Origin of the sequence: Streptomyces sp. NBC_00237, from assembly GCF_026342435.1 — a bacterium.
In the GTDB taxonomy this organism is placed as follows: domain Bacteria; phylum Actinomycetota; class Actinomycetes; order Streptomycetales; family Streptomycetaceae; genus Streptomyces.
Map to the genome: position 1 here is coordinate 1,729,693 of NZ_JAPEMT010000001.1, position 22,013 is coordinate 1,751,705.

A 22,013-nucleotide genomic window follows, 5' to 3' on the forward strand; every position below is an offset into this window, starting at 1 on the left:
GCTACTTCTGCGGTGCGGGGGCCGGTGCGTGGGCGACGCCCCTGCCCGGCTTGATCACGCGGGGAGCGTCACCGGACTTCCCGGCCGGGGCCGGGCCGGGGTCAGACACACCCTTCGGCGTCCCCGGGGTGACGACCTTCGGACCCGTGACCCCGCCCTTCGCGGGAGTGGAAGCGGGAGCGGAAGCGGGCGCCGGTGCGGCGTCGCCCGTGCTGGTCACCTTGGGGGCGGGCTTCGGGCCGGAGTCGGCGACGGCCTGGGCCGTGAAGGCACCGCCGATGAGGAGGGCGACACCGGCGACGGCGCCCAGCAGGCGGGGGCGGTTCAAGGACATGGGGTTCTCTCCCGAGGAAGTGGCGTGCGCGGTCTGGAACATGGGCTGAAGGGCGCCTTCAACCGACCAGACGTGCGGAGTCCCGGGAGGTTGCGTCCGGGTCCCGGAAACTTTTCGGGAGAGTGTGCGGAGCTTCGAATTCCTGCGCTTTCCGCAGAGCAGACCTCACCCGAGAGTAGTCAGACGGCCCCGTATCCGTAATGCAAAACGTGAAATCCATGCAGGGCGGGAAGTCATGACAATGATGGAAATCCGTACCACGGGTGTACCACGGGTGTATCCCGGGTGCGGAATGCGTCAGAGAAGCGGAGGCAACCGTGGAGGAATTGCACGCGATGCGGGAGAGAGCCGGCCACGTGCCGCCGGACGAGCGGTGAAGCCGCCCTCTCTCGGCTCGTACGTGGTGGACCTCACCAACGGACGGGTCGGCAGAGTCGTCGCCAAGGTGGGCCGCCTGCTGCGGCTGACCCCGGCGGGCGCCGGCCGCGAGTGGAACGTCGACCAGGGGGACGTGCGCCCCGCCACGGCGTCCGAGCGGCTCAGCGCCGCCACGGCGTACGTCAACGCCCGCAGCCGGGGGGAGCTCCCCTAGCCCCGCCCGCGGGACTCCCCACGTACGGGACAATGGATGTCATGAGTCTGTTCCGTGATGACGGCATCGTCCTGCGCACCCAGAAGCTGGGCGAGGCCGACCGCATCATCACGCTCCTCACCCGCCACCACGGCCGTGTCCGGGCGGTCGCCAGGGGCGTGCGGCGCACCAAGTCGAAGTTCGGGGCCCGCCTGGAGCCCTTCTCCCACGTGGACGTGCAGTTCTTCGCCCGAGGCAGCGAGCTGATCGGGCGCGGACTGCCGCTCTGCACGCAGGGCGAGATCATCGCCCCGTACGGCAGCGGCATCGTCACGGACTACGCCCGCTACACCGCGGGCACGGCCATGCTGGAGACGGCGGAACGGTTCACCGACCACGAGGGCGAGCCCGCCGTGCAGCAGTACCTCCTCCTGGTCGGCGGCCTGCGCACCCTCTCCCGCGCCGAGCACGCCCCGAACCTCATCCTGGACGCCTTCCTGCTGCGCTCGCTGGCCGTCAACGGGTACGCGCCCAGCTTCGACGACTGCGCCAAGTGCGGCATCGACGGACCCAACCGGCTGTTCTCCGTGTCGGCGGGCGGCGTCATATGCGGTGACTGCCGGGTGCCCGGGAGCGTCGTACCCTCTGCGGAGGCCGTCGGGCTGCTGAGCGCGCTGCTCACGGGGGACTGGGCGGCGGCCGACGCGTGCGAGCCCAGGCACGCGCGGGAGGGCAGCGGTCTGGTGTCGGCCTATCTGCACTGGCACCTGGAGCGGGGTCTGCGTTCGCTCAGGTACGTGGAGAAGGCGTGAGCACGCAGGGCGGACAGTACGCAAGGCAAGCGACAAGGGAGAGCTAAGGACCATGGCACGACGCGGAATTCTGGGGCGCAACAAGCGCGAGTACAAGGTCCCCGAGCCGCACCCGTCCGGTGCGCGCCCCCCGAAGATCCCCGGTGAGCTCGTCCCCGAGCACGTCGCGATCGTCATGGACGGCAATGGCCGCTGGGCCAAGGAGCGCGGCCTGCCCCGCACGGAGGGCCACAAGGTCGGCGAGGGCGTCGTCCTGGACGTCCTCAAGGGCTGCATCGAGATGGGCGTCAAGAACCTCTCGCTGTACGCCTTCTCCACCGAGAACTGGAAGCGCACACCGGACGAGGTGCGCTTTCTGATGAACTTCAACCGGGACGTCATCCGCCGCCGCCGCGACGAGATGAACGAACTCGGCATCCGCATCCGCTGGGTCGGCCGGATGCCGAAGATGTGGAAGTCGGTCGTCCAGGAGCTCCAGATCGCGCAGGAGCAGACCGTCGACAACGACGCGATGACCCTGTACTTCTGCGTCAACTACGGGGGGCGCGCGGAGATCGCGGACGCCGCCCAGGCCGTCGCCCGCGACGTCGCCGCCGGGAAGCTCGACCCGTCGAAGGTCAACGAGAAGACCTTCGCCAAGTACCTGTACTACCCGGACATGCCCGACGTGGACCTCTTCCTGCGGCCCAGCGGCGAGCAGCGCACCTCCAACTACCTGCTCTGGCAGAGCGCGTACGCCGAATTCGTCTACCAGGACGTGCTGTGGCCCGACTTCGACCGCCGCAACCTCTGGGACGCCTGCTACGAGTACGCGCAGCGCGACCGCAGGTTCGGCGGCGCGATCCCCAACGAGCAGCGGGACAGCGGGATTTCACCCCTCCCGCAGGTTCCCGAACAGGGCTGAGGCCCCGGCCCCCGGCAGTATGATCTGGCCGCAAGGGGGTGCGCCGTCCGCAGCGGACCGGCCGCCTCCACCGGTGGGGGGTAAGCAGTGGCCGAGCGACTCGTGGTGACCGGTACGCAATCCGGCGCGAGGGACCTCGACGCGGTCCTGCTGCTGGTCGAGGACGACGCGGGCGACGCCGTGCTGTTCACGGAGGTCCTGCGGGACAGCGACCTGCGCGCCGACGTCCACTGGTGCACCACGTTGGGCGAGGCCCGCAAGTTCCTCGCCGAACACCTCGGCCCGGTGTGCGTGCTGCTCGATCTGCACCTGCCGGACGTGCGCGGGCTCGACGCGGTGCGCCAGCTCCTCGCCGCGCACCCGGACGCCGCCATCGTCGTCCTGACCGGCCTCGTCGAGGGCGAGGCCGGTCAGACCGCCGTCGCGGAGGGCGCCCAGGACTACCTGGTCAAGGGGCGGCTCGACGCCGAGACCCTGAGCCGGGCCGTCCGGTACGCCGTCCAGCGCAAGCAGGTCGAGCGGGCGTCGGTCGCCCTGCACGAGGGGCGGCTGCGCGCCGAGGAGAACGCCCGGCTCGAACTCGGTCTGCTGCCCGTGCCGTTGATGCGTTCGACGGGCTTCGAGGTGGACGCCCGTTACGACCCGGGGCGGGAACAGGGCCTGCTCAGCGGGGACTTCTACGACGTCGTCCAGACCGTCGACGGCACCGTGCACGCCGTCATCGGCGACGTCTCCGGGCACGGCGCGGCCGAGGCCGCCCTCGGGGTGTGCCTGCGCGTCGCCTGGCGGGCCGCCGTACTGAGCGGCTGCACCGGACCCGCCCAACTCCGCCTCCTGGAGGAGATCATGTCGGCGGAGCGGTCCGCCCGGCAGGTCTTCGCCACCCTGACCAGCCTCGTCTTCCCCGCCGACCGCCGCTCGGTGCGCGTCGTGCGGGCCGGGCATCCGGGCCTCCTGGTCCGCGCCCCCTCCGGCACCACCTGGTACGACCCGCCCGGCGGGATGGCGCTCGGCATCGCCCCCGGCACCGGCACCTGGCCGGAGACGGACCTCCCGCTCGACCCCGGCACCGGCATCGTGGTCTTCACCGACGGTCTCTTCGAGGGCCTCACCGGGCCCCGTACCCGGCTCGGCGAGAACGGACTGCTGCGGCTCGCCAGGGAGTACGAGGCGCTGCCCGCGCGGGAGTTCGTCCAGGCGCTGGTCCACTCGGCCACCGTCGCCGCCGCCCCGCACGGCGGTCTCGCCGACGACATAGCGGTACTCCACCTGGCCTGGGCGAGCGACTGACATGGGCGCGCGACCGGAGGCTTCCGACGAGGGCGCGGCGGGAGCCCCGGCGCCCGGCCGGGTGGTGTGCGCGCTGCGGGGCCGGTTCGCCCGGCTCTCCGTGCGCGGCTGGATCCGCTTCGTGCTCCTGGCCATGGCCGTACTCCTCGCCGTCTGCGCCGGGCTCGGCGCGAGCCTGCTCAGCCGCACCAACGACCGCAACGCCGACCTCGTCGACCACCTCCAGCCCGGCCGCTCCGCGACCCTCCTCCTCCACCGCTCCCTCCTCGACCAGGAGACCGGGGTGCGCGGCTACGCCCTCAGCGGCCAGCCGGCCTTCCTCGACCCGTACGTCTCGGGCGTGCGCGAGGAACCCCGCCAACTCCGCGAAACGGCCCGGCTGCTGGGCGACCGGCCGCCCTTCGCCGACGATCTCGACGCCGTACGCGACAAGGCCGCCCAGTGGCGCAGGACGCAGGCCGAGCCCCTGATCGCGGCCATCAGGGGCGGCGCGAGCGTGGCGGCCGTGCAGCCGCGCGTCGCGGCGAGCAAGAAGTCCTTCGACGAACTGCGCGCCCTCCTGGACGTCCAGGAGCGGCACATGGACGAGGCGCGGCTCGCCGCCCGCGCCGACATCGCCGGGCTGCGCACCCTGCGCGACGTGACGTTCCTCGTCATGCTCGGCGTGATCGCCGCCACCGGGGTCCTCCTGTCGCTGCTGCTGAGCCGCATGGTCGTCCGCCCGCTGGCCGCCCTGCGCACCGCCGCCGAGCAGGTCGCGGGCGGCGAGTTCGACCGGCGCATCGAGGTGCCGGGGCCCTCGGACGTACGGGCCGTCGGCGCGTCGGTGGACCTGATGCGCCGCCGGATCGCGGGCGAGCTCGCCGAGGTCAGGCAGCGCGAGGCACAGCTCGCCGCGCAGGCCGCCGACCTGGACGGGCAGACCGTCGAACTGCGGCGGTCCAACGCCGAGTTGGAGCAGTTCGCCTACGTCGCCTCGCACGACCTCCAGGAACCCCTGCGCAAGGTCGCCTCCTTCTGCCAGCTCCTGGAGAAGCGCTACGGGGACGTCGTGGACGACCGGGGCAAGCAGTACATCGCCTTCGCCGTCGACGGCGCGAAGCGCATGCAGACCCTGATCAACGACCTCCTCACCTTCTCCCGGGTCGGCCGCCTGGACGCCGACCCGGTCGCCGTCGACATGGGTGCGGCGCTGGAGCGGGCCCTGGCGAACCTCGCGGCGGCCGTCGAGGAGTCCGCCGCCGACATCGTCGTACGCGACCTGCCGCTGCCCGTGGTGACCGGGGACCCCACCAGTTTCGCCATGCTCTGGCAGAACCTGATCGGCAACGCGGTCAAATTCCGACATCCCGAGCGGCTGCCCGTACGGATCGAGGTGGGATGCGAAAAGGTGGGCGGGGACTGGGAATTCACCGTGCGCGACAACGGCATCGGAGTGCCGAGGGAATTCGCCGACAAGGTCTTCGTCCTCTTCCAGAGGCTGCATTCCCGCGAGGAGTACGCGGGGACGGGCATCGGGCTCGCCCTGTGCCGGAAGATCGTCGAGTACTACGGGGGAAGCATTCGCCTGGAGGACGCGGGGGGCGGGGAGCCCGGGGCCCTCGTGCGTTTCAGCCTGCCGGTGGCCGGGGAGCAGGGTACCGGCGCCACCGGGTTCGGCCCGGGGCCCACATCTTGAGGAGCAGGAGCGCGTACATGACCAGTCCCGCCACACCCATCGAGGTGCTGCTCGTCGAGGACGACCCGGGCGACGAACTGATGACCCGCGAGGCGTTCGCGGACAACAAGATCCACAACACGCTGCACGTGGTGCGCGACGGCCAGGAGGCGTTCGACTTCCTCTACCGGGAGGGCGCGCACGTCGACGCGGTGCGGCCGGATCTGATCCTGCTGGACCTGAACCTGCCGAAGTACGACGGGAAGCAGGTCCTGGAGCGGATCAAGAAGGACGAGGAGCTCTCGCACATTCCGGTGGTGGTGCTCACCACGTCCTCGGCGGAGGAGGACATCCTGCGCAGCTACAAGCTCCACGCGAACGCGTACGTCACCAAGCCGGTGGACCTGGAGCAGTTCATCGCGGCGGTCCGTCAGATCGACGACTTCTTCGTGTCGGTGGTCAGGCTTCCGCCGAAGACCGTCTGAGCCGACCGGGACGTCAGAACCGACCAGGACGTCTGAGCCGACCGGGAAGGGGGCCGGTGCGGGCCCGCACCGGCCCCCCACGGCTCAGGGCGTCAGCTCGCCTGGGCCTTGTCGTACGCGGCCTTCACCTCGTTGCCGAAGTACGGGCCGAACATCCTGCCGGGCAGGAAGGTGTAGCCGAAGCTGTTCACGGACGCCTGGAGCCCGGTCCCCGTCGACTCGTTGAAGGAGTTGAACCAGGGGCCGCCGCTGGACCCGCCCGTCATGTCGCACGCCAGGCTGTGGTCCTTCGAGAACAGGAAGTCCTTCGTCGTGTTCCCGGAGCAGTAGATCAGCTTCTTCCCGTCGTACGGCGAGGCCGCAGGGAAGCCGAACGCGTACATCGGCTTGTTGTAGCCGCCGTTGAACTGCACGCCCTGCGCCCCGACCACGTCCGCGAGCTTCTGCCCGTTCAGCGGGTTCACGACCGCGAGGCCCACGTCGTAGTTGATGTCCTCGCTCGCCGCCCACTGGTCGGTGGCGGACGTCTTGGCCGCCGTCCACGTCCCGTACGGGGTCGCGCCGTCGTTGTAGGCGGGCACGAACACCCAGTTGGTGTGCCAGGCGCCCTGCATCTTCACGCAGTGTCCCGCCGTCACGACGGTGGACTTGTTCTGGCTGGTGACGGAGTTGCCCGAGCAGGAGGCCGTACGGCCCTGGTACGTGAAGAACACCCGGCCCGAGGTCTTCACGACCGCCCCGCCGCCGGTCCACGCGCCGCCCTTCTGCGGGAACGCCTTCGTGGCCGGAACCGAGGTGGCGGGGCCGCCCGCCCGTGCGGGGGCGACTGTCGACGGGAGCACCTTCAGCAGGTCCAGCGGCTGGGCCGAGCGCATCCGCTCCGGCGTCCAGAAGTTCCGTACCTGCTGCTCGGCGGAGAGGGCGGGGGAGGGGGAGGACGTGTCGGCCGCGGAAGCGGGAACCGCCCCGGTGGCGAGCAGACCGCCTACGGCAGCCGCCAGGCCGAACATTGCACTGTGGGGACGACGTCTCACGCTGACTCCTTCTGCGAAGAGGGGAGCGGTGCGGAAATCGGTGTGCGTGAGGAGCGTGCCACGGAAGCTGAATATCTGTCAGGAGTGCGTGCGGTGGTCGGTGAGGGTTGGCCGAAAAACACTGAACGCCCCGACTCCGCAAGGGAGTTGGGGCGTTCGGGGTGCTGAGCTGGATCAGGCGGCCGCGCACTCCGCGCACGTACCGAAGATCTCCACCGTGTGGGCCACGTTCACATATCCGTGCTGGGCCGCGATCGACTCGGCCCACGACTCGACCGCCGGGCCCTCGACCTCGACCGCCTTGCCGCACATCCGGCACACCAGGTGGTGGTGGTGGTCGCCCGTCGAGCACCGCCGGTAGACGGACTCGCCCTCGCTGGTGCGCAGCACGTCCACCTCACCGGCGTCGGCCAGCGACTGGAGCGTGCGGTAGACCGTGGTCAGGCCCACCGAGTCGCCCTTGTGCTTGAGCATGTCGTGGAGTTCCTGCGCGCTGCGGAACTCGTCCACCTCGTCCAGCGCCGCCGCCACGGCGGTCCGCTGCCGGGTGGAGCGGCCCTTCACCGGTGCGGTGTTCGTCGTCGCTCTCGCACCGCTCGGCGCCGTCGTCACAGGTGCCTCCTCAGGTTGCCCATTACGCGAGTACATACGTCGGGCCATTGTGCCAGGAGCGCGGACGCGCCCCGCCTCAGACCTTCGCCGTCACGGGTGCCACGGCGTCGCCCTGGCCCGTCGGCCCCGTCGAGTGTCCCGCGCGGGCCCTGCGTCGTGCCAGGGGTGCGGCCAGAAGCGTCAGTGCGATGAAGACCGCGATGGCGAGCAGCACGATCGTGGCGCCCGGCGGCACGTCGTACTGGTACGAGGCGACCGTTCCGGCCAGCGTGACCGCCGTGCCGACGGCGACGGCGAGCACGAAGGTGACGGTGAAGCTGCGCGAGATCTGCTGCGCGGCGGCCACCGGCACCACCATCAGCGCGCTGACCAGGAGCAGCCCCACGACGCGCATGGCGACCGTCACGGTCACCGCGGCCACCACCGCGACCAGCAGGTTCAGCGCCCGCACCGGAAGCCCGGTGACCCGCGCGAACTCCTCGTCCTGGCTGACCGCGAACAGCTGCCGCCGCAGTCCGACGGTCACCGCGACCACGAAGGCCGCGAGGATCACGATCGCCGTCACGTCCTCCTGCGAGACCGTGGAGAGCGATCCGAAGAGGTACGAGGACAGATTGGCGTTCGAGCCGGTCGGCGCCAGGTTGATCAGCAGGACGCCGCCCGCCATGCCCCCGTAGAAGAGCATGGCCAGCGCGATGTCGCCGCGCGTCTTGCCGTACCAGCGGATCAGCTCCATGATCACCGCGCCCGCGATGGCGACGACGGTGGCCGTCCACACCGGGCTCGTCTGCATCAGGAAGCCGAGGCCGACACCGGTCATCGCGACGTGCCCGATGCCGTCGCCCATCAGGGACTGACGGCGCTGCACGAGGTAGATGCCGATGGCGGGCGCGGTGATGCCGACGAGCACGGCGGCGATCAGGGCCCGCTGCATGAAGGCGGTGGAGAGGATGTCGGTCAGCATCAGGTCAGCAGTCCCGTCGGTACCGGGGAGGCCGCTGCCGGGGCCGCGTGCGGGTGGCAGTCCTCCTTGGTCAGGTGGTGCGGGTCGTGTCCCGGCAGCGCGGTGCCGTCGGTCGGCGGCCCGTCGTACGTGACGAGGCCGTCGCGCAGGACGACCGTGCGGTCGATGAGGGGCTCCAGCGGGCCCAGCTCGTGCAGGACGAGGAGGACGGAGGCCCCGGCGGCCACCTGCGCGCGCAGGGTCGCGGCGAGGATCTCCTGGCTGACCAGGTCGACCCCGGCCATCGGCTCGTCCATGATCAGCAGCTCGGGCTCGCTCGCGAGCGCCCGCGCGATCAGCACCCGCTGGTGCTGGCCGCCGGACAGGGCGCTCACCGAGTCCTTGGCCCGGTCGGCGAGCCCGACGAGGTCGATGGCCCGGTCGACGGCGGCCCTGTCGGCCCTGGACATCAGTCCGAGGCGGGTGCGGGAGAGCCGCCCGGAGGAGACGACCTCGCGGATCGTGGCGGGCACGCCTCCGGCGGCGGTGGTCCGCTGGGGCACGTACCCGACCCGGGCCCACTGCTTGAAGCGCTTCAGCGGCGTCCCGAAGAGCTCGACCGAGCCGCCCGTCAGGGGCACCTGCCCGATCACGGAGCGTACGGCGGTGGACTTGCCCGAGCCGTTCGCACCGAGCAGGGCGACGACCTCGCCGCGCTGCACGGCGAGGTCGATCCCGCGCAGCACGGGGCGCGAGCCGAGCACGGCGGTGGCCGCGCTCAGGGATATGACGGCGTCGTTCTGCACGGTTCGCGCCTCCGGGACTGCGGGGGATGGGATCACTTGGCGCCGAGGGCCTTCTTCAGCGCTTCGAGGTTGGACTGCATGACCTCGATGTAGGTGGAGCCCTTGGACTTGTCCGTGATGCCCTCCAGGGGGTCCAGCACGTCCGTCTTCAGGCCGGTGTCCTTGGCGAGGGTGTTCGCCGTCTTGTCGCTGACCAGCGTCTCGAAGAAGACGGTGGTGACCTTGTCTTCCTTGGCGATCTTCTGGAGCTGCTTGATCCGGGCGGGGCTGGGCTCCGACTCCGGGGCGACGCCGCTGATGCCCTCCTGCTCCAGGCCGTACCGCTCGGCGAGGTAGCCGAAGGCGGCGTGGGTGGTGATGAAGGTCTTGGTGGCGGTGTTCTTCAGGCCGTTCTGGAAAGCCACATTCAGGCCGTCCAGCTTCGTGACCAGTGTCTCGCTGTTCTTCTTGTACGTCGCGGCGTTGACCGGGTCCGCCTTCGCGAGGGCCTTCTCGACGCCCTTGGCGATCTCGGCGTACTTCACCGGGTCGAGCCAGACGTGGGGGTCGGTGCCGCCCTCGGCGTGCTCGTGGCCGTGGTCGTGGCCCTCGTGCCCGGCCTCTTCCGCGCCGTGCTCGTGGCCGTGCCCGGCCTCGGCGGAGTGGGTCTCCATCTTCGTGAGGGTCGCGGCGTCGACGGTGGCCTTGGCCCCGGACTGCTTCACGGCCTCGTCGACGGCGGGCTGGAGGCCCCCGAGGTAGAGGATCAGGTCCGCCTCGCCGAGCTGGGCGGTCTGCTTGGGCTTGAGCTCCAGGTCGTGCGGCTCGACGCCCGGCTTGGTCAGCGTGGTGACGGCGACCTTGTCGCCGCCTATCTGCTCGGCCAGGTACTGCATGGGGTAGAACGACGCGATCACGTCCAGCTTCCCCGCTGCGTCCTTGCCGTCCCCGCCGTTCTTGCCCTCCGTGGCGGAGGAGCTGCCTCCGCAGGCGGACAGGGTGAGCAGTCCGAGGGAGACGGCGGCAGCGGTGGCGGTCACGGGTATGAGGCGTCGTACGTTCATGACACTCATTTTCAACAAAAGTGGAAACGATTGTCAATAGTGCGCTTGTCCGCTCTGTCCCCGATACCGATTTGATCCGGGGCCCCCGCACGCCGGTAACCTGAGGCATTCGCCGGGCCGTGCCGGGTCGTGGCCGTGCAGGGGGGCCGCGCGCGGGAGCTGCGCGCACCGGCGGGGACACACACCTTCGTCGTCGTAATGAAGAGAGCACCGTGGCCGCCGACAAGATCGAGACCATCGTCAGCCTGAGCAAGCGCCGTGGCTTCGTTTACCCGAGCAGTGAGATCTACGGCGGCTCCAAGGCCGCCTGGGACTACGGGCCGCTGGGTGTCGAACTCAAGGAGAACATCAAGCGTCAGTGGTGGCGCGCGATGGTCATCGCGCGCGAAGACGTGGTCGGCATCGACTCGTCGGTCATCCTGGCCCCCGAGGTGTGGGAGGCGTCCGGCCACGTCGCGACCTTCTCCGACCCGCTCACCGAGTGCACCTCCTGCCACAAGCGCCACCGCGCCGACCACCTGATCGAGGCGTACGAGGCCAAGCACCACGGCCGCACCCCCGAGAACGGCCTGGCGGACGTCAACTGTCCCAACTGCGGCACCAAGGGCCAGTTCACCGAGCCCAAGCAGTTCTCCGGCATGCTGGAGACGCACCTCGGCCCGACCCAGGACACCGGCTCGAAGGCTTACCTGCGCCCGGAGACCGCGCAGGGCATCTTCACCAACTTCGCCCAGGTGCAGCAGACCTCGCGCAAGAAGCCGCCGTTCGGCATCGCGCAGATGGGCAAGTCCTTCCGGAACGAGATCACTCCGGGCAACTTCATCTTCCGCACGCGCGAGTTCGAGCAGATGGAGATGGAGTTCTTCGTCAAGCCGGGCGAGGACGAGCAGTGGCAGGAATACTGGATGGAGCAGCGCTGGAACTGGTACCTGGACCTCGGCATCAACCCCGAGAACATCCGCTGGTTCGAGCACCCTGCCGAGAAGCTCTCCCACTACTCGAAGCGCACCGCTGACATCGAGTACCGCTTCAACTTCGGCGGCCAGGAGTTCTCCGAGCTCGAAGGCGTCGCGAACCGCACCGACTTCGACCTGAAGGCGCACTCCAAGGCTTCCGGCCACGACCTGGTCTACTTCGACCAGGAGGCCAACGAGCGCTGGACGCCGTACGTCATCGAGCCCGCGGCCGGTGTCAACCGCGCGATGCTCGCCTTCATGCTGGACGCCTACCGCGAGGACGAGGCGCCCAACGCCAAGGGCGTCATGGAGAAGCGCGTCGTCATGGGCTTCGACCCGCGCCTGGCGCCGGTCAAGGTCGCGGTCCTGCCGCTGTCCCGCAACCCGCAGCTCTCGCCGAAGGCCAAGGGCCTCGCCGCGGACCTGCGCAAGAACTGGAACATCGAGTTCGACGACGCGGGCGCCATCGGCCGCCGCTACCGCCGCCAGGACGAGATCGGCACGCCGTTCTGCGTGACGGTCGACTTCGACACCCTGGACGACAACGCGGTGACCGTGCGCGAGCGCGACACCATGAAGCAGGAGCGCGTGTCGCTCGACATGATCCAGGAGTACCTGGCGGTCCGCCTCATCGGCTGCTGACCCGCTGATACGTTCCCGAGCCCCCGGTCGCCCGCTTCTGCGGCCGGGGGCTCCGGCGTGCCAGGACGGCGCACAGCGCGGCGAGGGGGAGCTCGGCGCACCCGGCCATGGCGAGGGCGGCGGCGAGCTCCGGGCCCGGCGCGGAGGTCAGCAGGTCGGTGCAGGCGTCGGCGGCCAGCAGGAGGGCCGCACCGGCGGCGGGCAGACGGGCGGCGCGCCCTTCTCGCAGGCGGGTGCCCGCCGCGAGGAGGCAGGCGGCCTCCAGGGTGTCCAGCGCGATCCAGGCGGCGGCCTCGACGGGCGGCAGGGTCGCGGCCAGGTACCCCATCCAGGGGAGCAGGGCGAGCCCGGCGAGGGTGAGGAGCCTGCCCTGCCAGAGGGCCGAAAGGGTGGTGGGGATCGGGGTGTTGAGGGCGAGGAGTGCCATGGCGGGGCGGTCCTTCCGGGGCTTTTCGTGGTCGCGGATCGCGTTCACGGGCCCGGCTGTCGGGCTCGTGATCAACACTCCGCACTACGGAGGCCCGGGTCAGGAACGCTGCTTGCCGACTTGGGGTGGCACTGGTTGCACCCCTGCCCGGCAACAGGCTTCATGGCGCGTTGTCGGACCCGCCGTCTACCGTCGGATCATGAACCTCCTGACCCGGGTGAGTCCCGGGCCGCTCACCTCCCTCCCCGGCCGGGTGGCCCCCGAGCGGCGCTCCCGCCGGGCCCGCGCCCTGACGCGGCTGCGCCGCGACCTCGCGTTCGTCGGTGCGGGGGTGCCGCTGCACCTGCTCACCGCGCCGCTGTTCGTGTGGGGGACGATCGAGGCCATCGGGCTCCTGGACGGCAGCTCGGGCTCGGCGCCGTTCGTCCTGCCGATCACCATCGCGCTGGTCGTCGTCGCCGGGTACGGGCTGACCGAGGCGCAGCGGTGGCGGTTCCGGGAGCTGTGCGGGGTGGAGATACCGAGGCTGCGGTTCGCGGTCGCGCGACGGCAGTTCGCGTACCACTGGCTGGTCGGGCCGTGCCTGGCGCTGGTCGAACTGGCCGTGCTGGTACTGGCGTTGCTCGCGGTCGCCGCGACGACCGTGTTCGTGTGGGTGTGGCTGCTGCCCGCCGAATTCCGGCTGGCGCACCACGGCTACACCACCTGGGCCGCCTTCAGCATGGCCGCAGGCGTCGCGGCCCTGTTCGCCGTTCCGCCGTCGGCCGCCGCTCTCGTACGGCTGGAGCAGCGCATCGCGCCCGCCCTGCTGCGGGACGACAAGGCCGAGGCCCTCCAGCAGCGGGTGTCCGACCTGACCGAGAGCCGGGCCGGAGCGGTGGACGCGGCCGACGCCGAACGGCGGCGCATCGAGAGGGACCTGCACGACGGGGCGCAGCAGCACCTCGTCGCCATGGCCCTCAACCTGGGCATCGCGAAGGCGCTGTGGAAGGACCGCACCGATCTGCCGCCCGACGTCATGGAGGTCGTCGAAGAAGCCCACCGGGCGGCGAAGGAGTCCATCGAGGAACTGAACAACCTGGTGCGCGGCCTGCACCCCTCGGTCCTGGACGAACTCGGCCTGGACCCGGCCCTGTCGGGGCTCGCCGCCCGCGCGCCCTTCCCCGTACGGCTGCGGGTGGACGCCCCCGAGAGGACCGCGCCCGCCGTCGAGGCCGTCGCCTACTTCGTCGTGTCCGAGGCCCTCACCAACATCGCCAAGCACGCCCGCGCGACGAGGGCGGAGGTGGCCGTGACCCGCCTCGGAGGGATACTTCGGGTGATCGTCACCGACGACGGAACGGGCGGCGCCGACCCCTCGGGCGGCACGGGGCTGCGCGGCCTGGCGCAGCGGGTGTCCTCCGTCGACGGCGCGTTCCGCCTCAGCAGCCCCACCGGGGGACCGACCGTGATGACCGTGGAGTTGCCGTGCAGCGCCGCCGCGCAGTGATAGCCGAGGACTCCGTCCTCCTCCGCATGGGAGTCGTGAAGATCCTCCAGATGGCGGGCTTCGACGTCGTCGCCGAGTCGGGGGACGGGGAGGGGCTGCTCGTCGCCGTCGAAGAACACCGCCCTGACCTCGCGGTCGTCGACGTACGGATGCCGCCCGACTTCACCGACGAGGGCATCAGGGCGGCGCTCGCCGTACGGGAGAGATGGCCGGACACGGCGGTGCTGATGCTGTCGCAGTACGTCGAGGAGCGGTACGCGGCGGAACTCCTCGCCCGGCACACCAGCGGGATCGGCTACCTCCTCAAGCAGCGGGTCGCGGACGTCGAGGAGTTCATCGAGGCCCTGCGCCGGGTCGCCGACGGCGGGACGGCCCTGGACCCGCAGGTCGTCGCCCAGCTCCTCGTCCGCAGGGGCAGCGATCCGCTGGAGAGGCTGACCGACCGCGAGCGCGAGGTGCTCGCGTCGATGGCGGAGGGCCGTTCCAACGCGGGGATCGCCGGGCAGCTGGTGCTGAGCGAGAGCGCGGTGGCCAAGCACATCAACTCCATCCTGGCCAAGCTGGACCTGCCCCGGGCGGGCGGGGACCACCGGCGGGTGCTGGCCGTACTGCGCTTCCTGGAGGGGAACGGCTGACCCCGGAGCGGCGGGGGAGCGGCAGGGGCGCGGCAGGGGAGCGGCGGGCGTGGGCGAGCAATTCTGGTGCGGGCCGGGGCGGGGAGGGGGTACCTTCATTCTCATGTTCTTCCAGACGCCGATTTACGAGTGAGAGCGTGACGGGCCCCTGCTGACGTGCACCGACGTCGCCGCGCCCGTCCCCCACCGATGAATCCGTAGATCACTTCACCTCACTGTGGGAGAACCCATGACCACGAGCAAGAACATCAACAACCCCGTGGGCCAGGGCGGCGGCCAGCGCAAGCGTCAGTCCCGCGACGAACGGGCGAACAACGGCCCGCACCGCAACGCCGACCGGCAGAGCGCCGCCGACAAGAAGGCGGAGCTGCTGGAGAAGATGCGGGCGAAGGCGGCCGGTGCCGCCGAGGGTGCCGAAGGCACCCAGCAGAGCTGATCCCTCGTACGTGAACGGGCCCGGGTCGCTTCGGCGGTCCGGGCCCGCTCGTGTGCGGGGGCCGGGCTTCAGGCCGACCGGGTGCGGCGAGTGGGCGACAATGAACTAATGACCTCGCTCAACATCGGCCCCCATGTCGTGCAGCCGCCCGTGGTGCTCGCGCCCATGGCAGGCATCACGAACGCCCCCTTCCGCACCCTCTGCCGTGAGTTCTCCGGCGGGAAGGGCCTGTTCGTGAGCGAGATGATCACGACGCGGGCGCTGGTCGAGCGCAACGAGAAGACCATGCAGCTCATCCGCTTCGACGCGACGGAACAGCCCCGTTCGATCCAGCTGTACGGGGTGGACGCGGTCACCGTCGGCAAGGCGGTCCGCATGATCGTGGACGAGGACCTCGCCGACCACATCGACCTGAACTTCGGCTGCCCGGTGCCCAAGGTGACGCGGAAGGGCGGCGGCTCGGCCCTCCCGTACAAGCGGCCGCTGCTGCGCGCGATCCTGCACGAGGCGGTGGGCAACGCGGGCGACCGGCCCGTGACGATGAAGATGCGCAAGGGCATCGACGACGACCACATCACCTTCCTGGACGCCGGTCGCATCGCCGTCGACGAGGGCGTCACCGCCATCGCGCTGCACGGCCGTACGGCTGCCCAGCACTACGGCGGCACCGCCGACTGGGACGCGATCGCGCGGCTCAAGGAGCACGTGCCGGAGATCCCGGTGCTCGGCAACGGCGACATCTGGTCGGCGGACGACGCGCTGCGGATGGTCCGCGAGACCGGCTGTGACGGCGTCGTCGTGGGCCGTGGCTGCCTGGGGCGGCCGTGGCTGTTCGGCGACCTGGTGGCGGCCTTCGAGGGCCGTGAGGAGCGTGCGAAGCCGACGCTGCGCGAGGTCGCGGTCGTCATGCGGCGGCACGCGGAGCTGCTCGGGGAGTGGATCGGCGACGAGGCACGGGGTGTCATCGACTTCCGGAAGCACGTGGCCTGGTACCTCAAGGGCTTCTCCACGGGCGGCGAGATGCGGAAGAAGCTCGCTGTAGCGTCTTCTCTCGCCGAAATGGACGCTCATCTGAGCGAGCTTGATCTGGACCAGCCGTGGCCCGAGGGTGCGGATGGGCCTCGGGGGCGTACGTCCGGAAATGGGCGGGTTGTGCTGCCTGATGGCTGGCTGAAGGACCCGTACGACTGTGCCGGGATCAGCGACGAAGCGGAGCTGGACACGTCCGGAGGGTGAGATTCGGGGTGCTCTGATGAGCGTGCGGGAGCGTGATTCTCGCCACGCCTGATGGTGTAGTCGCTCAGATGAGCGACTGAAGGCGGGCTGCATTTTTCAAAGGGTGGCACCCAGTGCCACCCTTTCTTTTTTCATTCTCCGAGATCATGAGTCACGGAGAGTTGTTACTTGGTGCCGAGTGCTCTCACTCCGTAATGATGCGTTCAGGCTTTGAAGGCGTGAGGCTTTGGCCTGCGCACGCCGGATCACTTTCGATCTGCTGGCGGACGGGTGGTTAAAGCCGTATGACGGTTAAGTGGACGTACCCAGACACCTTCGATCTGGGTATGTTCCTCGCCGTCAGGGCAGCCAACGCGTCTTCGAGGAGCCGAGACCGTGTCGGAAAACAAAGAACCCCACGTAGCGAAGCCGACTTCCGAGCAGAAGTTCGTCTACGACTTCACCGAGGGCAACAAGGACCTCAAGGACCTTCTCGGTGGCAAGGGCGCCAACCTCGCCGAGATGACCAACCTGGGTCTTCCGGTGCCTCCGGGGTTCACGATCACGACCGAGGCGTGCAAGGTCTACCTCGACAGCGGTGACGCTCCCAAGGAGCTGCGCGACGAGGTCAGCGCCCACCTGGACGCCCTTGAGGCGAAGATGGGCAAGAAGCTCGGCCAGGCCGACAACCCGCTCCTCGTCTCGGTCCGCTCCGGCGCGAAGTTCTCGATGCCCGGCATGATGGACACCGTCCTCAACATCGGCCTCTCCGACGCGTCGGTGTCCGGCCTCGCCCAGCAGGTCGGCGGGGACGAGCGCTTCGCGTGGGACTCCTACCGCCGCCTCATCCAGATGTTCGGCAAGACCGTCCTCGGCGTGGACGGCGAGCTGTTCGAAGACGCGCTGGACGAGGCGAAGACGGCGAAGAAGGTCAAGGTCGACACCGACCTGGAGGCCGCCGACCTCAAGAAGCTCGTCAAGAAGTTCAAGAAGATCGTCTCCGACGAGGCCGGGCGGGACTTCCCGCAGGACCCGCGCGAGCAGATGGACCTCGCGATCAACGCGGTCTTCGACTCGTGGAACACCGACCGCGCGAAGCTCTACCGCCGCCAGGAGCGCATCCCCGGCGACCTGGGCACCGCGGTCAACGTCTGCTCGATGGTCTTCGGCAACCTCGGCCCTGACTCCGGCACGGGCGTCGCCTTCACCCGCGACCCGGCCAGCGGTCACGCCGGTGTGTACGGCGACTACCTCCAGAACGCGCAGGGCGAGGACGTCGTCGCGGGCATCCGCAACACGGTCCCGCTCGCCGACCTGGAGTCGATCGACAAGGCGTCGTACGACCAGCTCATGCAGATCATGGAGACGCTGGAGACCCACTACAAGGACCTCTGCGACATCGAGTTCACGATCGAGCGCGGCCAGCTCTGGATGCTCCAGACCCGCGTCGGCAAGCGCACGGCGGGTGCGGCCTTCCGCATCGCCACGCAGCTCGTGGACCAGGGCCTCATCGACGAGGCCGAGGCGCTCCAGCGCGTGAACGGCGCGCAGCTCGCGCAGCTGATGTTCCCCCGTTTCGACGAGAGCGCGAAGACGCAGCTGCTGGGCCGGGGCATCGCCGCCTCGCCGGGCGCCGCGGTCGGCAAGGCGGTCTTCGACTCGTACACGGCCGTCAAGTGGTCGCGCTCCGGCGAGAAGGTCATCCTGATCCGCCGCGAGACCAACCCGGACGACCTCGACGGCATGATCGCCGCCGAAGGCATCCTGACGAGCCGTGGCGGCAAGACCTCGCACGCGGCGGTCGTCGCGCGCGGCATGGGCAAGACCTGTGTCTGCGGCGCGGAGGAGATCGAGGTCGACACCAAGCGGCGTCGGCTGACGGTCGGCGACACCGTGGTCGAGGAGGGCGACGTCGTCTCCATCGACGGCTCGTCCGGCAAGGTCTACCTCGGCGAGGTCCCGGTGGTCCCCTCCCCGGTCGTCGAGTACTTCGAGGGCCGGATGCACGCGGGCGCCGACGACGCCGACGAGCTGGTCGAGGCCGTGCACCGGATCATGGCGTACGCGGACCGGCGGCGCAGGCTGCGGGTGCGGGCGAACGCCGACAACGCCGAGGACGCACTGCGGGCGCGGCGCTTCGGGGCGCAGGGCATCGGCCTGTGCCGTACCGAGCACATGTTCCTCGGTGAGCGTCGCGAGATGGTCGAGCGGCTGATCCTGGCGGACACCGACGACGAGCGCGAAGAGGCGCTGAAGGGGCTGCTGCCGCTTCAGAAGCAGGACTTCATAGAGCTCTTCGAGGCGATGGACGGCCTGCCCGTCACGGTGCGGCTGCTCGACCCGCCGCTGCACGAGTTCCTGCCCGACATCACCGAGCTGTCGGTCCGCGTCGCGCTCGCGGAGTCCCGCAAGGACGCCAACGAGAACGACCTGCGGCTGCTCCAGGCCGTGCACCGGCTGCACGAGCAGAACCCGATGCTGGGGCTGCGCGGTGTGCGTCTGGGCCTGGTGATTCCCGGGCTGTTCACCATGCAGGTGCGGGCCATCGCGGAGGCGGCCGCCGAGCGGCGCAACGCGAAGGGCGACCCGAGGGCGGAGATCATGATTCCGCTGGTGGGCACGGTCCAGGAGCTGGAGATCGTCCGCGAGGAGGCCGAGGCGGTCATCGCCGAGGTGCAGGCGGCGACGGGGATAGACCTCAAGCTGGCGCTGGGCACGATGATCGAGCTGCCGCGCGCCGCGATCACGGCGGGGCAGATCGCCGAGGCGGCGGAGTTCTTCTCGTTCGGCACGAACGACCTCACGCAGACGGTGTGGGGCTTCTCGCGGGACGACGTGGAGGCTTCGTTCTTCACGGCGTACCTGGAGAAGGGGATCTTCGGGGTGTCGCCGTTCGAGACCATCGACCGTGACGGTGTCGGCGCGCTGGTGCGCTCCGCGGTGGAGGCGGGGCGCAAGACGCGGCCCGACCTGAAGCTGGGCGTGTGCGGCGAGCACGGCGGTGACCCGGAGTCGGTGCACTTCTTCCACGAGGTGGGGCTGGACTACGTGTCCTGCTCGCCGTTCCGCATTCCGGTGGCGCGGCTGGAGGCGGGGCGCGCGGCGGCCCAGGCGACGGGCAGTGACAGCCGCTGATCCCGTCGTGTGAGACCACCGAATCCGTCGCCGGGGCGTCGTAACCCCACCCTCAATCCCGGCGACGGCTTCGGCCCGATACGAAGCGGCGGCACCCTGTGCGGGAGTGCCGCCGCTTCGGCGTGCGTCCGTCGGGGGCGAGGTGCGCGGGCGTGCGCGGCAGTCGACGTACGGGTGGGTACTCGCTGTGGCCCTCTGAGATCAGAGCGTGAAGGTCGGTCCAGGCCCGCGAAGTGGCAGTTGAAAAGCTGACCTTCGCAGTCCGGGGTTCGCCGGGGGTTTGACCGGCGTTCTCCGAGGGCTTCTGGTGACTTCCGGTGTCTTCTGGTGATCTCCACCGGGCGGCGCCGGGCGCGAGCCGCAGATCCCCACCTGCCACTCGCGCCCAGACGCCTCGGACGGACTCCGAATTCCCCTGCTCCGTATGCCGCCGTCAAGTGCGGCGAAGCCCCCCACGGCCTTCGTCGTACCCCATCGGCATGCGGGGCGGTCGGTGTCCGACACCGCCCAGCTTCGTGCTTGGGGTTCCGTTTTCGCGAGGCGTTTCAAGTGTGGCCGAAAGGCCGTGGTGACGGGGTGTGAGGACGTGCATACTCGTTGACGAGACGGTTGCGTGTGCAACCGGCGGTCGAGGGTGGGGAGTTGGACCGGTGGTGCTGCGCATCCACTTCACGGGGGAGGATCTTGCTCGCGTGCGGCTTGCCGCCCGGCCGGACGCCCTGTGGGAGACGGTTCTGAGCCTGCACCGGCTGCGGGACCGGCGGGGCGGTCGGGTGTACGGCGAATGGCGTGACCGGGCCCGGGCGGGCTGGGCGGCCAGCGGGCGGCAGCGGCGGCTGCTGAGGTCCGTCGTACCGACGCGCGGGTACTTTCCGGATTTCCTCACCCCGGAGGAGGGCGCGGCGGGGTGGGAGGAGGGGCTGGAGGCGGTCCGCGGGACGCCCGAGGAGCGGGTGCGGGCCGAGCTGGCGGTGCTGGAGGGGGAGGAGCCGACGGCCGGCGGGGAGGCGGCACCGCTGGGTGGGGAGGTGGAGCTCGGGGGGCTCGTGGACGCGTTGGTGGGGTACCACCGGGCTGCCGTCGCTCCCGTGTGGCCGCATGTGCATGCCCGGGTCGAGGCGGACCGGGCCGCTCGGGGGCGGGCGTTGCTCGATGGTGGGGCCGATGCGCTGCTCGCCTCCTTGCCGCCGGTGCTGAGGTGGCGGTCGCCCGTGCTGGAGGCGGACTATCCGGTGGAACGGGACGTGTGGCTGGAAGGGAGGGGGCTGAGGTTGCAGCCGTCGTTCTTCTGCCAGGGGGCGCCGGTGATGCTCTACGACCCGGGGCTGCCGCCTGTGCTGGTGTATCCGGTGGCGCATGCTCCGGCGGGTGTGCGGCGGGGGGAGGGGCCCTCGTTGGGGAGGCTGGTGGGGCATACGCGGTCGGCGGTGCTCAGGGCGATAGACCACGGGTGCACGACGAGTGAGCTGGCGCGGCGGGCGGGGGTGTCGATGGCGTCGGCGAGTCAGCATGCGGGGGTGTTGCGGGAGGCGGGGCTGGTGGTGACGTTGCGGCATGGGAGTGCGGTGCTGCATTCGTTGACGCCGTTGGGGGTGGCGTTGTTGAGGGGCGGAGCGGTGTACCCGTAGGGGGCGGGGGCCTTTCGCGCGGGTCGGGTGGGTGGTTGCTGTTCATGCCGGGGGCTCCGCCCCCGGGCCCCCGGCCCGCCTTTGGCGGGTTCTGGCCCCTCCCCGCCCCCGCCCCCTCCTCGTCGTCGACCTAGTCGTCGATTCCGGAGCGTTCCACGCCTGCGACGATCCAGCGCTGGAAGAAGAGGAAGACCAGCAGGAGGGGGAGGATCGAGACCGCGGCCGCGACGAAGAGTTCGTGGAGGTTGACCGTCTGGGCCGTGTTCAGGGTGGAGAGGGCGACCTGGACGGTCCAGGAGGTTTGGTCCTGGCCGATGACCAGGGGCCAGAGGAACGCGTTCCAGGCGCCGATGAAGACGATCGTGCCGACTGCCGCGAACACCGGGCGCGAGTTCGGTACGACGATCTGCCAGAAGGTGCGCCAGTATCCGAGCCCGTCCACGCGTGCCGCGTCCTCCAGTTCGCGCGGGAAGCCCAGGAAGTACTGGCGGAAGACGAAGCAGGCGAAGGCGGAGAAGAGGGTCGGGATGATCAGGCCCCGGAGAGTGGAGATCCAGCCGAGCGAGGAGACGAGCACGAAGCTCGGGACGAAGGTGACCGCCGCCGGGACCATGAGCGTGCCGAGGATCGCGTAGAACACCTTGTTGGAGTGGCGGTACGGGATGCGGGCCAGGCCGTAACCGGCGAGGGCGGCCAGGAGGAGCGTGCCCAGGGTGGTGGCGACGGCGATGAGGGCCGAGTTGAGGAGGGTGCGGGCGAAGGGGATGGAGGTGTCGGAGAAGAGTTCGGTGACGTTGCCCCACTGGAGGGTGGAGGGGAAGAACGTCCAGTCGGGGGAGGTGATCTCGGCGTCCGTGGAGAGGCCGTTGCGGACCAGGAGGTAGAAGGGGACGAGGAAGAGAAGGGCGAGCGCGACGAGGAGGACTGCCCGCAGGGCGCGTCCCACGCGCACGAGAGCA

The 22,013-nt window shown here is 70.2% G+C and carries 21 protein-coding genes; 13 read left to right on the forward strand and 8 right to left on the reverse strand.

Annotated elements, in window-relative coordinates; all coding sequences use genetic code 11:
- Position 1: 1 nt before the first annotated feature.
- Complete coding sequence (locus OG897_RS07580) at positions 2–334, reverse strand: hypothetical protein (RefSeq protein ID WP_266654080.1); 333 nt, start codon at positions 332–334, stop codon at positions 2–4.
- Between the two features lie 373 nt (positions 335–707).
- Here OG897_RS07580 and OG897_RS07585 point away from each other — a divergent pair, with 373 nt between their 5' ends.
- From OG897_RS07585 to OG897_RS07610, 6 genes are all read left to right on the forward strand, one after another.
- On the forward strand, positions 708–926 hold the full coding sequence (locus tag OG897_RS07585; protein ID WP_266654082.1) for a hypothetical protein: 219 nt from the start codon (positions 708–710) through the stop codon (positions 924–926).
- Between the two features lie 41 nt (positions 927–967).
- Positions 968–1,717 (forward strand): DNA repair protein RecO, encoded by a 750-nt coding sequence (recO, locus tag OG897_RS07590; protein WP_266654084.1) that lies wholly within the window; start codon positions 968–970, stop codon positions 1,715–1,717.
- Between the two features lie 52 nt (positions 1,718–1,769).
- Positions 1,770–2,621 carry an isoprenyl transferase gene (locus OG897_RS07595; protein WP_266654086.1) on the forward strand — a complete coding sequence of 284 codons (852 nt, stop codon included), beginning with the start codon at positions 1,770–1,772 and terminating at the stop codon, positions 2,619–2,621.
- An 87-nt stretch (positions 2,622–2,708) separates the two neighbouring features.
- On the forward strand, positions 2,709–3,911 hold the full coding sequence (locus OG897_RS07600) for a PP2C family protein-serine/threonine phosphatase (RefSeq protein ID WP_266654088.1): 1,203 nt from the start codon (positions 2,709–2,711) through the stop codon (positions 3,909–3,911).
- Position 3,912: 1 nt separating this feature from the next.
- Positions 3,913–5,589, forward strand: a complete 1,677-nt coding sequence (locus OG897_RS07605; RefSeq protein WP_266654090.1) for a CHASE3 domain-containing protein — start codon at positions 3,913–3,915, stop codon at positions 5,587–5,589.
- Positions 5,590–5,606: 17 nt separating this feature from the next.
- Complete coding sequence (locus OG897_RS07610; protein ID WP_266654092.1) at positions 5,607–6,053, forward strand: response regulator; 447 nt, start codon at positions 5,607–5,609, stop codon at positions 6,051–6,053.
- A 92-nt stretch (positions 6,054–6,145) separates the two neighbouring features.
- Here the strand turns inward: OG897_RS07610 and OG897_RS07615 are convergent, their stop codons facing one another.
- The 5 genes from OG897_RS07615 to OG897_RS07635 all read right to left on the reverse strand — a co-directional run bounded on the left by OG897_RS07615 (position 6,146) and on the right by OG897_RS07635 (position 10,491).
- Positions 6,146–7,063, reverse strand: a complete 918-nt coding sequence (locus tag OG897_RS07615; RefSeq protein ID WP_266656651.1) for a serine protease — start codon at positions 7,061–7,063, stop codon at positions 6,146–6,148.
- 198 nt (positions 7,064–7,261) lie between these two features.
- Positions 7,262–7,699, reverse strand: coding sequence for a Fur family transcriptional regulator (locus OG897_RS07620; protein ID WP_266654094.1), 438 nt, complete (start codon positions 7,697–7,699; stop codon positions 7,262–7,264).
- Between the two features lie 76 nt (positions 7,700–7,775).
- On the reverse strand, positions 7,776–8,663 hold the full coding sequence (locus tag OG897_RS07625) for a metal ABC transporter permease (protein WP_266654096.1): 888 nt from the start codon (positions 8,661–8,663) through the stop codon (positions 7,776–7,778).
- Positions 8,663–9,448 carry a metal ABC transporter ATP-binding protein gene (locus tag OG897_RS07630; RefSeq protein WP_266654098.1) on the reverse strand — a complete coding sequence of 262 codons (786 nt, stop codon included), beginning with the start codon at positions 9,446–9,448 and terminating at the stop codon, positions 8,663–8,665. Before OG897_RS07630 ends, OG897_RS07625 begins: the two co-directional genes overlap by 1 nt.
- A gap of 32 nt (positions 9,449–9,480) precedes the next feature.
- Positions 9,481–10,491 (reverse strand): metal ABC transporter substrate-binding protein, encoded by a 1,011-nt coding sequence (locus OG897_RS07635; protein WP_266654100.1) that lies wholly within the window; start codon positions 10,489–10,491, stop codon positions 9,481–9,483.
- A 212-nt stretch (positions 10,492–10,703) separates the two neighbouring features.
- On the opposite strand from OG897_RS07635, the gene OG897_RS07640 reads away from it, so the two are divergent.
- On the forward strand, positions 10,704–12,089 hold the full coding sequence (locus OG897_RS07640) for a glycine--tRNA ligase (RefSeq protein ID WP_266654102.1): 1,386 nt from the start codon (positions 10,704–10,706) through the stop codon (positions 12,087–12,089).
- Here the strand turns inward: OG897_RS07640 and OG897_RS07645 are convergent.
- Positions 12,076–12,564 carry a hypothetical protein gene (locus tag OG897_RS07645; protein WP_266654104.1) on the reverse strand — a complete coding sequence of 163 codons (489 nt, stop codon included), beginning with the start codon at positions 12,562–12,564 and terminating at the stop codon, positions 12,076–12,078. The genes OG897_RS07640 and OG897_RS07645 overlap by 14 nt on opposite strands.
- A gap of 151 nt (positions 12,565–12,715) precedes the next feature.
- Between OG897_RS07645 and OG897_RS07650 the strand changes: the two genes are divergently transcribed.
- The 6 genes from OG897_RS07650 (at position 12,716) to OG897_RS07675 (ending at position 21,054) form a co-directional block, all read left to right on the forward strand.
- Positions 12,716–14,005 carry a sensor histidine kinase gene (locus OG897_RS07650; RefSeq protein ID WP_266654106.1) on the forward strand — a complete coding sequence of 430 codons (1,290 nt, stop codon included), beginning with the start codon at positions 12,716–12,718 and terminating at the stop codon, positions 14,003–14,005.
- Complete coding sequence (locus OG897_RS07655; protein ID WP_266656653.1) at positions 14,002–14,640, forward strand: response regulator transcription factor; 639 nt, start codon at positions 14,002–14,004, stop codon at positions 14,638–14,640. Before OG897_RS07650 ends, OG897_RS07655 begins: the two co-directional genes overlap by 4 nt.
- A gap of 229 nt (positions 14,641–14,869) precedes the next feature.
- Positions 14,870–15,076, forward strand: a complete 207-nt coding sequence (locus tag OG897_RS07660) for a DUF6243 family protein (RefSeq protein WP_266654108.1) — start codon at positions 14,870–14,872, stop codon at positions 15,074–15,076.
- Between the two features lie 108 nt (positions 15,077–15,184).
- The gene (dusB, locus tag OG897_RS07665; RefSeq protein ID WP_266654110.1) at positions 15,185–16,312 is read left to right on the forward strand and encodes a tRNA dihydrouridine synthase DusB; all 1,128 of its coding nucleotides are present in this window, start codon (positions 15,185–15,187) and stop codon (positions 16,310–16,312) included.
- Between the two features lie 375 nt (positions 16,313–16,687).
- Positions 16,688–19,426 (forward strand): pyruvate, phosphate dikinase, encoded by a 2,739-nt coding sequence (gene ppdK / locus OG897_RS07670; protein WP_266654112.1) that lies wholly within the window; start codon positions 16,688–16,690, stop codon positions 19,424–19,426.
- A 653-nt stretch (positions 19,427–20,079) separates the two neighbouring features.
- Positions 20,080–21,054, forward strand: coding sequence for a helix-turn-helix domain-containing protein (locus OG897_RS07675; RefSeq protein WP_266656655.1), 975 nt, complete (start codon positions 20,080–20,082; stop codon positions 21,052–21,054).
- A 130-nt stretch (positions 21,055–21,184) separates the two neighbouring features.
- On the opposite strand, the gene OG897_RS07680 is transcribed toward OG897_RS07675, so the two are convergent.
- Positions 21,185–22,006: a carbohydrate ABC transporter permease gene (locus OG897_RS07680; protein WP_266654114.1), complete on the reverse strand. Its 822-nt coding sequence runs from the start codon at positions 22,004–22,006 to the stop codon at positions 21,185–21,187.
- Positions 22,007–22,013 lie beyond the last annotated feature (7 nt).

What these genes read in the sequence shown, in the direction of transcription:
- dusB (WP_266654110.1), top strand. Translation starts at nt 15,185, where the DNA reads ATGACCTCGCTCAACATCGGCCCCCATGTCGTGCAGCCGCCCGTGGTG.
- OG897_RS07595 (WP_266654086.1), top strand. Translation starts at nt 1,770, where the DNA reads ATGGCACGACGCGGAATTCTGGGGCGCAACAAGCGCGAGTACAAGGTC.
- OG897_RS07660 (WP_266654108.1), top strand. Translation starts at nt 14,870, where the DNA reads ATGACCACGAGCAAGAACATCAACAACCCCGTGGGCCAGGGCGGCGGC.
- OG897_RS07625 (WP_266654096.1), bottom strand. Translation starts at nt 8,663, where the DNA reads ATGCTGACCGACATCCTCTCCACCGCCTTCATGCAGCGGGCCCTGATC.
- OG897_RS07650 (WP_266654106.1), top strand. Translation starts at nt 12,716, where the DNA reads ATGAACCTCCTGACCCGGGTGAGTCCCGGGCCGCTCACCTCCCTCCCC.
- OG897_RS07605 (WP_266654090.1), top strand. Translation starts at nt 3,913, where the DNA reads ATGGGCGCGCGACCGGAGGCTTCCGACGAGGGCGCGGCGGGAGCCCCG.
- OG897_RS07615 (WP_266656651.1), bottom strand. Translation starts at nt 7,063, where the DNA reads ATGTTCGGCCTGGCGGCTGCCGTAGGCGGTCTGCTCGCCACCGGGGCG.
- OG897_RS07580 (WP_266654080.1), bottom strand. Translation starts at nt 334, where the DNA reads ATGTCCTTGAACCGCCCCCGCCTGCTGGGCGCCGTCGCCGGTGTCGCC.
- OG897_RS07610 (WP_266654092.1), top strand. Translation starts at nt 5,607, where the DNA reads ATGACCAGTCCCGCCACACCCATCGAGGTGCTGCTCGTCGAGGACGAC.
- OG897_RS07635 (WP_266654100.1), bottom strand. Translation starts at nt 10,491, where the DNA reads ATGAACGTACGACGCCTCATACCCGTGACCGCCACCGCTGCCGCCGTC.
- recO (WP_266654084.1), top strand. Translation starts at nt 968, where the DNA reads ATGAGTCTGTTCCGTGATGACGGCATCGTCCTGCGCACCCAGAAGCTG.